8 protein-coding genes are annotated in these 12654 nt (G+C 44.0%); all 8 read left to right on the top strand.

Annotated elements, in window-relative coordinates; translation table 11 throughout:
• The first annotated feature begins 485 nt into the window (after positions 1-485).
• Positions 486-1178 carry a 4'-phosphopantetheinyl transferase family protein gene (locus C9J12_RS23870; protein ID WP_107244985.1) on the top strand — a complete coding sequence of 231 codons (693 nt, stop codon included), beginning with the start codon at positions 486-488 and terminating at the stop codon, positions 1176-1178.
• A gap of 84 nt (positions 1179-1262) precedes the next feature.
• Positions 1263-2486, top strand: coding sequence for an MFS transporter (locus C9J12_RS23865; RefSeq protein WP_170111868.1), 1224 nt, complete (start codon positions 1263-1265; stop codon positions 2484-2486).
• A 200-nt stretch (positions 2487-2686) separates the two neighbouring features.
• A complete protein-coding gene (locus C9J12_RS23860; protein WP_170111867.1) occupies positions 2687-4630 on the top strand; it encodes a TonB-dependent receptor domain-containing protein in 1944 nt (647 codons plus the stop codon).
• Positions 4631-4861: 231 nt separating this feature from the next.
• The gene (locus tag C9J12_RS23855; RefSeq protein WP_107244983.1) at positions 4862-6061 is read left to right on the top strand and encodes an isochorismate synthase; all 1200 of its coding nucleotides are present in this window, start codon (positions 4862-4864) and stop codon (positions 6059-6061) included.
• On the top strand, positions 6058-7701 hold the full coding sequence (locus C9J12_RS23850; RefSeq protein WP_107244982.1) for a (2,3-dihydroxybenzoyl)adenylate synthase: 1644 nt from the start codon (positions 6058-6060) through the stop codon (positions 7699-7701). Before C9J12_RS23855 ends, C9J12_RS23850 begins: the two co-directional genes overlap by 4 nt.
• Before the next feature lie 14 nt (positions 7702-7715).
• Entirely contained in the window at positions 7716-8588 is an 873-nt protein-coding gene (locus C9J12_RS23845; protein ID WP_107244981.1) for an isochorismatase, read from the top strand.
• Positions 8589-8590: 2 nt separating this feature from the next.
• On the top strand, positions 8591-11878 hold the full coding sequence (locus tag C9J12_RS23840) for an amino acid adenylation domain-containing protein (protein WP_322348889.1): 3288 nt from the start codon (positions 8591-8593) through the stop codon (positions 11876-11878).
• The gene (dhbA, locus tag C9J12_RS23835; protein ID WP_407675700.1) at positions 11878-12654 is read left to right on the top strand and encodes a 2,3-dihydro-2,3-dihydroxybenzoate dehydrogenase; all 777 of its coding nucleotides are present in this window, start codon (positions 11878-11880) and stop codon (positions 12652-12654) included. The genes C9J12_RS23840 and dhbA overlap by 1 nt, the downstream gene beginning before the upstream one ends.

The following is a 12654-nucleotide window of genomic DNA, read 5'->3' as shown; positions in this document are numbered from 1 at the left end:
TTCGAATCTCTCCACCCCTGCCATATTAAAGAAGGCTCATATCGAAAGATATGAGCCTTTTTGCTATCTGCAGCTAGAGAAAAGAGCAGCGGATTCCCCCACCATAAGAATGCGCGTGTTGGGAGTTCGAATCTCTCCACCCCTGCCATATTAAAGAAGGCTCATATCGAAAGATATGAGCCTTTTTGCTATCTGCAGCTAGAGAAAAGAGCAGCGGATTCCCCCACCATAAGAATGCGCGTGTTGGGAGTTACGAATCTCTCCACCCCTGCCATACAAATGAAAAAGCCTCAGCAGAAATGCTGAGGCTTTTTTGTATCTGCTAAATATGTAAAACTTGAATAATACCTATCTTAAATTAACCTATTGAGCTCAACACTGAGCGCCGAGTCTCAGAGACTTCCTGTATTTTAAACTGCAGGTGGAAAGTAATGTCCTTCCCTTGTTATGATGACGACCTCTGAGAAACGGAAACCTCAATAAATATGAATCCCCCTTATATTTCGCAAGTGATGCCTGTTGTTTTACCCAATTTTTCAGGTGTGTGTTTTCAATGCGAGTTTGATCCTGAATTCTACACAATAGAAGCCCCCCGACAGCTTGGGATAATTTTGCCGGAAACATTGCACGGCGCGGTGAAAAAACGTCAGGCAGAGTACGTGGCAGGACGTTATTTGGCGAAGCGCTGCCTCTCAGCCTTAGGAGGTACTGAATCTGATGTTGGGATCAGTCAGCATCGTGCACCGTTATGGCCAAAAGGAATGATCGGATCGATTAGTCATAGTAGTAATAAGGCGATTTGTGTTTTAAACCAGTGTGATTTACCTGAGCAAGGGATTGGTATTGATATTGAACAATGCTTAACAGACAGTACTGCCACGTCTATCAAAAACACAATTATTAATGAGGCAGAACAAGCTCTGATCACAAAGCACGATATAGATTTTTCTACAGGGCTAACGGTGATATTTTCGGCCAAAGAGAGCTTATTTAAAGCTCTGTTTCCTCAGGTTCGTGCGTACTTTGATTTTTTGGATGCTGAAGTTATTGCGATGGAACGAGATAACTTAACGATTATGCTCAAGAGAACACTTACATCAACACTATCTGTAGGTTGTAAATTTACCGTGCAAATCCATAAACAAAATATGATGGTAAGAACATTCACTCAGAGCTGAATTTATTGATAATAATTCTTATTCATTGTTTTGGTGGCAATGAATGGTTACACTCAGCGTTCCCTCTCTTTAGAATGTCTTATCATGGACGATCACTTAAAAACAAAATCTCGTGTTTTGCACCTTGCACTACTTATTAATATGTTATCAATTGGTACATTAATGATGGTTATGCCATTAGGTGCCGATTTTGTTAAATACCTGAATATGAAACCTGAACATATTGGTTATATTAGTGGAGGTGCAACATTTGCTTCTGCATTAGTAGGTTTTTTTCTTGCTCCTTATTTAGATCGGTATGATCGTAAGTCTGCATTAATATTATTCTTACTGGTTCGTTCTGTCATTATTATTATATGTGGCTTCTCAACAACGCAGAATGAATTATTATTTTGGTTTGTTTTAGCAGGATGCTTTGCTGGGCCAATAAGTGGTTTAACGATGGCGTCTGTTATTGATATTACAGAAGTAAAGGAACGAGGAAAAGTCATTGCGTTTGTTGCCAGTGGTTTTTCATTGGCTGCCATTATAATTGTGCCAATTTCGTTAGAATTATCTACCCATTTCTCATGGCAAGTTACTTTCTTCCTTTTTGGTAGTATAGGAGTCGGCTTTTCTCTGCTTAGTCATTGGTATTTCCCATCGATGGTAGGGCATAAGGTCGTGGGTGATAAGCTACAATCTTCTTCAGTCGGAATAACGGAAATGATCACAAGCCCTGTTTTTATGTCTGCATTGAGTATTGTAGGTATTAGTATGTTTGGGCACTTCTTGCTAGTTCCAAATCTCTCCACTTTCTTCCAATTCAACCTTCATTTTCCACGGGAACAAATCAGTGTGTTGTATTTACTCGGCGGTGTAGCGAGTATTTTTTCGATGCGGCTTTGTGGGCAGATGCTGGATAAGGGCTGGATCACGCAGACAGTATGGGTAACTAGTATTTTGGTGGCAGTAGTAACGCTCATAGGGTTTTTATGGCAAGGAAGTTGGCCGTTATATGTTGTGTTTACTTTGTTTATGGCGTCGAGTTCAGCCAGAAGTGCATCTGTTTCGGCAATAACGTCGCGCGTTCCACTGCCTCACCAACGAGCGGCCTTTATGTCTTACCAAGGAACGTTTTCGAACGTGGCGGCTGGCCTTGCGAGTGCCGTTTCATCGCTTTATTTAATATCCGATCCTGCTGGGCGTTTAATTGGGATTGAAACTTTAGCCATGGTCACTATTGGCTGTGCGCTGATGGTGCCATTCATGGTAAAGATTCTAATGAACTTGCTTACACGACGCCAACAGACTGCTCTTCAATTATAATTACGGTTATAAGTTATTGTTTTTTAATATAACACAACGAATTACTGTTGATTTCTAGCTTATGCAAAGAGAAATGGTAATGCTTTAACTCATAAATGCGATCAATGTCTTTGTTTGAATTATAATATTCACGATGCACCATTGACTGTGATAACGATAATAATTATCATTCGCACCATTATTCGTAATGGAGTGTGAACATGTTACAGCATCAGGGAGATAGCCGTTTTGCGCTAACTCAGTTAAATAAAGCGTTTATGGCTATTGGCCTATTATCTTCTTCAATGGTAATGGCAGACACTGCAACTACTGATGATGTTATGGTCATTACAGCGTCACAAACTAAGCACCCAGAACTTACTGCTCCAGCATCCGTTTCTTACATTACGCGTGATGAATTGGACAAATTAGTGGTTAATGATGTGGCAGAAGCCGTGAAGAAGTTACCGGGTATTAATATTAATCCAGGTACGCCTTATGGCCGTAATGAGATTAAAATCCGTGGCTTGGATTCTGATTACACTCTGCTGTTGATCAACGGTAAACGTACGAGTTCCCGCGATGCGCTGACATCGTCGTACGGTAATGATTTTGACCTTTCAAGTATCCCAATGTCTGCGGTTGAGCGCATTGAAGTCATTCGTGGCCCTATGTCATCACTTTACGGTGCTGATGCCCTGGGTGGTGTAGTGAACGTAATTCTTCGTCAACCGACAGAGCAAGCAGAAGGTGCGGTGGGTTATCAATACGAAGGTCCTACGGAAGGTAGTGGTGGTGATGTACACAAGTGGAATGTGTATGCTGGCGGTTCTCTGATACAGGATACATTACTGGGCAACATCATTATCGAGCAAAGCTCTCGCGATGCGTGGCGTACCGACCAATCGTTAAATCCCGATTCTGACGTTCTGGAAGAGCGTGATGAACTGAATATTTTCTCTAGCTTGAAATGGCTGGCAACTGTTCAGCAAAATATTGATCTTGATCTTATTTATAGTAAAGACGATCGTGATGCTGATTGGAACAACTGGGGAACGGCGGTGAATAACGTTCAGAAACTTGAACGTATTAATGCCACCTTGACGCATAACGGTTACTGGTCAAAGTTTGATTCCCGTGTTCGATATAATTACGAAAATTCTGATTTAAAAGATGACTCAGGCTTGAATAAGGGGGTGGGTGATATTACACAGACTAATAATACACTTGATGGTCAGTTGTCTGGTTACGTGGGTTCACACTTGCTGACGGGCGGTGCAGAGTACCGTGTTACCGATCTGAAGAATAATCTGACACTGTCTAAAGGATCGGAAGGTTATAACCAATCTGCGATTTATCTGCAAGATGAGTTTGATATTGGTGATTTGGCCGTTACTTTGGGCGGCCGATTTGATGACCACGAAGTTTACGGTGGTGAATTCAGTCCACGTGCTTATGCGGTTTATAGCATTACAGATAACTGGGTTGTGAAAGGGGGCGTGGGTAAAGCCTTTAAAGCACCGAGCTTGAATCAATACAGCGATTCATACGCTGTGCTTGCCTGCCGTGGTGCGTGTTCCGTAGTGGGTAACCCTGACCTGAAAGCCGAAACTGCAGTCAGTTATGAGCTTTCAACGGGCTATAAAGCAGATAGCTGGGGCGCTACAGTAACAGCGTTTAATAATGATATTGATGACATGATCCAAGCAGAGACTTGGGACCGTGTTAAAAAAGAACTGACGTACTTTAATGTAAAAGAAGCACAGGTGCGTGGTGCTGAGCTGTCAGGTTGGTTTGATGTGACTGATACTGTGAGCCTATCGGCGAACTATATGTATACCGATGCCAAAGACAAGACGACAGACAAAGAGCTGACATTGACGCCGAAAAACACGGCAAATGTTCAAGTTGATTGGCAAATGCTAGAAAACGTATACACCTATGTGTCTTACCAATACACCGGTGAGCAGTATGTGCGTACTGATGAAAAGTCGGATGGTTATGGCACATTTGATCTAGGCGCACAGTATGAAGCGGTTAAAAACCTAAATCTGAAATTAGGGGTAACTAATCTTACTGATGAAAAGCGTGATGATGCGGCAGTGAAACATGATTATATCATGAAGAGCCGTACGATTTATGCGGGTGCTTCTTACGCCTTCTAATAACCATCGTTAACCATATTTATAAAATATAATAATAAGGGCTGACGTCTAGCCCTTATTATTCATGGTGTATATCAAGGCCATAAATAATACCAATCATAATAATAAAAACACTAGTTGCTATGTGATGCAGGATCAGCTTTTACGGCTGGATAAATAAAGATATTAACTATGTGAAGTATTTTCATGGCGAATTATTTCATACCATTTGCGTAAATAGGGAGTTGTGTCATGCAACGAACGCAAAGTGAGACGTTAACTTTTAGTTTTGCATCATTCTCACCAAAAACAGAATTTATATTTACATCTGAACACCGTAGTTTAATGGCATCCGGTATTAACCAGACGGTTATACAACCTGCCATTGATGGTGATGAGAATAACAGTTTATTTCAGCGGGCAATTCAGCGCGCATTTTCATTAGAAAAACAAAAAGGAGTTAATAACCCTATAATTATAGGTTCTATTCCTTTTGATGTTAGTCAACCGTCATGTTTGTATGTGCCGACGGCTTTTGAATTTATTGATAAACATGCTTTTCAGCATGCGACACCTAATATTTCACTTACACCTCCTGCGGTTGAAGTTCTTTCTTCCATGAGTGTTCCCAATGAACATACGTTTAAATCGGCTGTCGCTCAAGCAGTGGAGAAGTTTCAGTCTACTAGCCTTGAAAAAGCCGTGTTATCGCGAGTGTTAAATCTTGAATTGGATGGCAATATTTCTCCTGAGTATGTGCTAAGACGTTTGATGGCACAAAATCCCACGGGTTATCACTTTTCCATTCCACAAGCGGACGGTTCGATTTTATTAGGGGCCAGCCCTGAATTACTTATTCGTAAGCAGGGACAACAGTTGTCGTCAAATCCTTTAGCAGGATCGGCTAAACGTCAACAAATTGAAGCCGATGAATTACGCGTGAGTCAGGCTTTGTTGGCATCCAAAAAAGATCGCTACGAACACCGTTTGGTTATCGATGAAATTCAACGACTCTTGGATCCTTATTGTGTTGAGTTGCATGTGCCGAATGACCCATCGTTGATCAATACTCCTGCTATGTGGCACTTATCGACTAAGATTTCAGGCACATTAAAATCGCCTTCTACCAGCGCATTGCAGCTTGCCTGCTTGTTACATCCAACACCCGCGGTGTGCGGCTTTCCGTTTGATTTATCACGCCGTGCAATTAATGAACTGGAGTCGTTTGAACGCGGTATGTTCAGCGGCATGGTGGGTTGGTGTGATGCAGAGGGAAATGGGGAATGGGCAGTGACCATTCGGTGCGGAAAAGTATTGAATAACACAGTGAGCTTATTTGCAGGTGCTGGCATTGTCGATGCATCGTGTCCGCAATCGGAATGGGCGGAAACGGAGGCCAAACTGGGTACCATGCTTAATGCTTTTGGACTGAAAAGTAAGGAATCAGCATGACTATTCCGTTTACTCCTTGGCCTGCTGAATTTACTGCGCGATACATTGAAAAAGGGTATTGGATTGACTTACCGCTGACCGACATTGTTACGCGCCATTGCGTTGATTCAACGTCTGCATCTCGTACTGCACTAATTTGCCACCAGCGTCAGTTTAGCTATGCCGAGCTTAATTGCTTATCGAATATACTAGCCCATCATTTGCATGCTCAAGGTTTTAAGGCGGGTGATACTGCCGTGGTGCAGTTACCGAATGTGGCTGAATTTTATATCGTTTTTCTTGCTCTGTTGAAAGTGGGCATCGTCCCTGTTAATGCACTATTTAATCATAAACAGCTTGAACTACGTGCATATATAGAACAGGTACAGCCCGCATTGATGGTGGTTTCTAACTGTCATCAACTGTTTCATGATGATCGTTTTGTTTCTGAATTAAATGCCGATACGCCGACGATTCGTCATTGGTTAGTTGAAGGTGAAGCAACATTTGGTACGTCAATAACCGAGCTCTTGATGGCTCAGCAGGAAGAGTCAAACGAGGAGGTAGTGGAATTCACATCCACACCCGCTTCAGAAGTAGCTTTCTTTCAACTCTCCGGTGGCAGCACAGGCACTCCAAAGCTGATCCCGCGTACGCACAATGACTACTACTACAGTGTCCGTGCTAGTGTCGAAATTTGCCAATTAGATAGCGATACCGTGTATTTGTGCGCATTGCCTGCACCGCATAATTTCTCGCTTAGCTCGCCTGGGGCATTTGGTGTGTTTTATGCGGGCGGTACTGTTGTGTTGGCTACAGACCCTAGTGCCATGAGCTGTTTTCCACTGATCCATAAGCATCGCGTCACTATGACTGCCTTGGTTCCCCCTGCAGTCACATTATGGCTGCAAGCGGCGAGTGATTATAAACGTCACCTTGTCAGTTTGAATGTGTTGCAAGTGGGCGGAGCACGTTTGAGCGAATCGTTAGCGAAGCAGATTTCTCCCGTTTTAGGGTGCCAGTTACAGCAAGTATTTGGTATGGCCGAAGGCTTGGTGAATTACACCCGATTCGATGATGACAGCTGGCACGTGTTTAATACTCAAGGTCGTCCAATCAGTAATGACGATGAAATTAAAATTGTTGATGAGCAGGGTAATGAAGTGCCCGACGGTATAGCGGGAGCGTTACTTACTCGTGGTCCGTATACCTTCCGCGGCTACTTTAATAGCCCAGACCATAATGCGAATGCTTTTGATGCCGACGGCTTTTACCGTTCTGGCGATATCGTGAAACGTACTACTACGGGCTACTTGATTGTGGTGGGGCGCGATAAAGATCAGATCAACCGTGGTGGCGAAAAAATTGCGGCTGAAGAAGTCGAAAATCAATTATTAGTTCACGAGGCGGTTACTAACGCAGCCTTGGTTTCGATGCCAGATACCGTGATGGGAGAAAAAAGCTGTGCCTTTGTGATTACGACTAATCCGGCATTAAAAGCCATCACCCTTCGTAAGCATCTTCGTGCCCGAGGCGTGGCGGAATATAAGTTGCCCGATCGTGTTGAGTTTGTTGCTCAATTACCAATGACCCCAGTCGGGAAAGTCGATAAAAAACAGTTACGTCAGACCATTCAACAAACATTAATAATTAAAAAATAAAAGGACGTTTAATCATGGCTATTCCATCTTTGTCTTCATATTCCATGCCTTCAGCTGAGCAATTCCCAACCAATAAAGTGACATGGGTATTTGAACCAGAAAAAGCAGCACTCCTAATTCATGATATGCAGGAATACTTTGTCAGCTTTTACGATAAAGACAGCGCGTTAATTCAAACATTGCTTAACAAGATAGTCGCCCTTAAACAGTTTTGTGAAACACAAGGTATCCCCGTGATTTACACCGCGCAGCCAAAAGAGCAAAACATGGCAGATCGTGCGTTGCTCAATGATATGTGGGGGCCAGGATTGAACCGCTCGCCAGAGTTGCAAAAAGTCGTTGCTGAGCTAACCCCAAAAAGTAATGACACGGTGTTGGACAAATGGCGTTATTCAGCATTTCAACGTTCGCCGCTGGAACACATGCTTAAAGAATTGGGTAAAGATCAGCTCGTTATTTGTGGTATTTACGGTCATATCGGGTGCTTGATGACGGCTGTCGATGCCTTCATGCGTGATATCAAGCCATTTATGGTCGGGGATGCAATTGCTGACTTCTCGCTAGAAGAGCATGAAATGGCGTTGAAATATGTGGCGACTCGTAGCGGGAAAGTGGTCAGTACTGCTGAGATTATTGGAGCTGTAGCCACGCAGCCAACGTTAACAAAGGCAGGTCTTCTAAGTCAGTTGCTTACCTTCATTGATGAGGAAGAAGACGCGTTCGATCCGGATGAAAACTTGATTGATTACGGGTTGGATTCAGTACACATCATGTCATTGATCACGGAATGGCGTAAGTACGGTATTGAATTTACCTTTATTGATTTAGCGGATGAGCCGAGTTTAAACCGTTGGTGGTCGCTGATCGAAACAAAAATGGGGGCGTGAACATGACTGTACAACCAATGATGATGCCACCTAAAGCGATACCGAATGAAGCAATGCAGAACAAGGCCATGCAGAACAAAGCTGAACAAAACAAAGTAATGCCATTGAATACCGCGCAACAAGGGTTATGGCTTGGCCATACACTTAATGAGAACAAAGCGCTTTTTAATACAGCAGAATGCATTGCGTTTGAAGGGCGGGTCGACAGTAAGCAGCTGGTGTTTGCTATCGAACAGGCAGTGAAAGAAAGTGAATGTTTATACTGCCATTTTGTAGAAGGTGAAGATCAAACCCCTTACATACACCCAGCGCAATGTGAAGTTCCTATTACTACACACGTACTAACATCAAAAATCATAGATATAGATGAAGAACGAGAAGAAGTGAAAGCATGGGCGCAGCACGATATTGCACTGCCCTTGGATTTATCCCATGGATTACCTTGTCGATTTACGATTCTGCATGGTGCAACGAATGACTATTTATATAACTGTGTACACCATATTGCATTAGATGGTTTTGGTACCACCCTTATGTTTCAAAGGATTGCTGAAATTTATACCGCTCGAATCGCAGAAAAGGTCGTGTCCCCAAATCCTTTTGGTGCGTTTGATGCAGTGTTAGACGAAGACATGAAGAGAGTGACGTCGGGCACTTATGCAAAAGCAAAAAATTTCTGGCTAGAAACTCTTGAAACGTATCCGCAACCATCGTCATACAGTGACAAAGTTGCACCTATTACTGCCGACTTTTATCGAACATCGGCAGGCATCAATGCCACGGTATGGAAATCGTTAACGACAATCTGTGAGGCCAATAAACTGACGTGGGCTGATGTGTTTTTGGCTGTGTTATGCGCCCACTTGAAACAACAAACTGGTGATAATGCGATCATGCTAGGCATGATGGTGATGAACCGTTTGGGGTCAAAATCGCTAACAGTTCCAAGTATGCAGATGAACATCGTTCCGCTTGTAATGACTTTCGATCCGCAAGATGATCTGATCAGTAGTGCAAAGAAAATTGCGCAGCACAAAAAAACAATGCGCCGTTTTCAGCATTATCGCTATGAAGATCTCCGCCGTGATTTACACCGTATTGGCGGTGAACAACGCTTATTTGGTGCCCTCGTCAATATCATGCCATTCGATCACCCTTTACATTATGGGAACTTGGCAGCACAAACCCTGAATCTTAGTGCAGGGCCCGTGGAAGATATCACTATTGAATTGCACAGTAAGACGGAAGGACTGCCAAGCATTGATTTTGATGCTAACCCTGATGTCTATTCTTGGGAGCAACTGTCTACTCTGCAAAATGGTTTGTTAACCTTGATCGCGCAATGGGTGACGGAGCCATCACTCACCGTTGATAGTCTTTTGGATCGTCAGCATGCTGATGCTCGTTTATCGGCATTGATCAAGGGGACTGATGCGACACAGCTACCTTCAATACATGGTCAGGTGATAGAACGCATTAACGAACAAGCGTTGCTATACCCAAATAATGTAGCTATTGAGCAGCAAACTCCTGCGGGTTTACAGCAAACCACGTATCAGCAATTGATATCATTATCGCAACAAGCGGCATGGGCGTTGAAGCAACAAGGTGTTCAGCGTGGTGATCGTGTAGCAGTCGCGATGTCGCGTTCAGTACAACAGGTTATTGCACAATTGGCAGTAATGCATTGTGGTGCGGTGTATGTCCCGTTGGACCCAGAACAACCGATGGAGCGTCAACAGAGTATTGTGAAACAAGCCAATATTCAGACGTTGATTACTGAAGCTGAATACCAACATGCACTGACTCCTTTGGCTATCCCAACCATGTTGTTAGCTGGCCACCTCCTTAGTGACGGCTTACATTATGAACCTATGCAGTATGAACCAATGCAGTATAAATCTATGCATTGTGAACCAGTGCTTGCCGATGATGTGGCATATGTGATGTTCACCTCAGGATCGACGGGTGAGCCGAAAGGGGTTGAAATTAGTCATGGAGCTTTGAACCACTTCTCTGCTGCTGGAGCAACAACCTATGGCATAACCACTGAAGATCGCGTGTTGCAATTCGCCCCCTTTAATTTTGATGCAAGTATCGAAGAAGTGTTTGTTACTTTAACGCAAGGGGCGACTTTAATACTGCGGACTGATGCCATGCTTGAATCGATGCCAGCTTTTGTTGATGCCATTGAACAGGCTGATATCACGGTCTTGGATTTACCTACCGCTTTCTGGAATGAATGGGTCGTGAGCTTACATGCTGGTGTGGCATCTATACCCACAACGCTTCAGCACGTCATTATCGGTGGAGAAGCCGTGTATCCAGAGCAACTGGCACAATGGCAAACAGCGGTTGCTCAAGCAATACCTGTACGTACTATTTCACTGTTTAATACTTACGGACCTACCGAAAGTACCGTTGTTGCGACGTCGTGCGACCTTCAAGCACAATCGAGTTACACCACAGCGCTACCTATAGGCTTGCCCTTACCCGGAGTGAACGCCTTGATCCTCGATCATGCCAATCAACCAGCCAATATTGGTGAATTGGTGTTGTTGGGGCCCACACTGGCGCAAGGATATATCGGATTAACGCATCCGGCATTCACCACTATGTTGATCGGTGAAGCGCCGTGCCGTGCTTATCGAACAGGCGATCGGGTGACTTTCCTTGATGGGCAAATTGTTTATCTGGGGCGTATCGATAATGAATTTAAAATCAGTGGTTATCGTATTCAGCCGGGAGAAGTGGAATCACACTTACTGGCGCTCAATACGGTAACAGAAGCCAGTGTACAAGGTGTTGTTTACCCAAATGGTATTCGACGTTTGATTGCATTCATTGCGGTACCAGAAAATGTTGAGTTAGATGTAAAAGACATTAAGCAACAGCTGAGTGAACACTTACCTCCTGCCATGATCCCAACGGATTATCGTTTCTTTAATACTTTACCTAAGACCACCAGCAATAAGGTTGACCGCAAGGCGCTGCTAGCTAGCTATGACAATGTAAGCACGGAAGTCGCATTAGCTACAGAAACCGAGCAACGTGTCAGTACTATTTGGCAACAAATCTTAGGTGTGAGTGGGTTGCACTCTCAAGCCAATTTTTTTGAACTTGGCGGACAATCTTTGCAAACCATTCAAATAGTAAACCGCTTAGCGGCAGAGTTTGGCGTGACGGTAAAAGTGTCTGATGTGTTTGATCATCCAGTTCTCAGCGAGTTCTGTCAGTACTTGGATGTGATGCAAGTGCAAAGTGAAGATGAAGTGGAGATGGTGTGGTAATGAAACAAAATCCAGTAGCAAGCATGATGCAGTTTTACAATAAGTACGTATGGGTTACGGGTGCAGCGCAAGGTATCGGTTATCAAGTGGCGTTACAGTTCGTTGATTTGGGTGCCACCGTGATAGGGCTCGATGTGGCATTTAATGATAACGAACATTATCCGTTTGAGACCATGACGGTCGACATCAGTGATTCGGCGGCAGTAAAGACGACAGCACAAGCTATTTTACAGCGTTACCCCACTGTTGATGTATTGGTGAATGTGGCCGGTATTTTACGATTAGGCGCGACGGAGGAGCTGTCGGTTGATGATTGGCATGCTTGTTTGAATGTGAATGCATCAGGGCCATTTTACCTCTTGCAACAGCTGATCCCAGTATTCAAACGCCAAGCTTCAGGTGCGGTGGTAACGGTCAGTTCAAATGCGGCACATGTCCCTCGTCAACAGATGACTGCATATTGCGCATCTAAAGCGGCACTAACCAGCTTGTCGCATTGCATTGGTTTAGAACTCGCACCGTATGGCGTTCGCTGCAACGTGGTATCGCCGGGTTCTACTGATACCCAAATGCAGCGGGCACTGTGGCATTCGCCGGATGCGGAACAGCGCACGATTTCTGGCTTTCCTGAGCAGTTCAAACTAGGTATCCCGCTTGGAAAAATTGCCCAGCCAAATGACATTGCCCACGTGGTGACTTTCCTCGCGTCTGATTTAGCGGGACATGTCACGATGCAAGACATTGTGGTAGACGGCGGCGCCACCCTTAACGCATAA

The sequence above is a fragment of the Photobacterium frigidiphilum genome, assembly GCF_003025615.1.
GTDB classification, from domain to species: domain Bacteria; phylum Pseudomonadota; class Gammaproteobacteria; order Enterobacterales; family Vibrionaceae; genus Photobacterium; species Photobacterium frigidiphilum.
The sequence above is the reverse complement of the archived record's forward strand: the minus strand, read 5'-3'. Positions and strand labels throughout refer to the sequence as shown.

What these genes read in the sequence shown, in the direction of transcription:
- C9J12_RS23845 (WP_107244981.1), top strand. Translation starts at nt 7,716, where the DNA reads ATGGCTATTCCATCTTTGTCTTCATATTCCATGCCTTCAGCTGAGCAA.
- C9J12_RS23840 (WP_322348889.1), top strand. Translation starts at nt 8,591, where the DNA reads ATGACTGTACAACCAATGATGATGCCACCTAAAGCGATACCGAATGAA.
- C9J12_RS23855 (WP_107244983.1), top strand. Translation starts at nt 4,862, where the DNA reads ATGCAACGAACGCAAAGTGAGACGTTAACTTTTAGTTTTGCATCATTC.
- C9J12_RS23870 (WP_107244985.1), top strand. Translation starts at nt 486, where the DNA reads ATGAATCCCCCTTATATTTCGCAAGTGATGCCTGTTGTTTTACCCAAT.
- C9J12_RS23865 (WP_170111868.1), top strand. Translation starts at nt 1,263, where the DNA reads ATGGACGATCACTTAAAAACAAAATCTCGTGTTTTGCACCTTGCACTA.
- C9J12_RS23860 (WP_170111867.1), top strand. Translation starts at nt 2,687, where the DNA reads ATGTTACAGCATCAGGGAGATAGCCGTTTTGCGCTAACTCAGTTAAAT.
- dhbA (WP_407675700.1), top strand. Translation starts at nt 11,878, where the DNA reads ATGAAACAAAATCCAGTAGCAAGCATGATGCAGTTTTACAATAAGTAC.
- C9J12_RS23850 (WP_107244982.1), top strand. Translation starts at nt 6,058, where the DNA reads ATGACTATTCCGTTTACTCCTTGGCCTGCTGAATTTACTGCGCGATAC.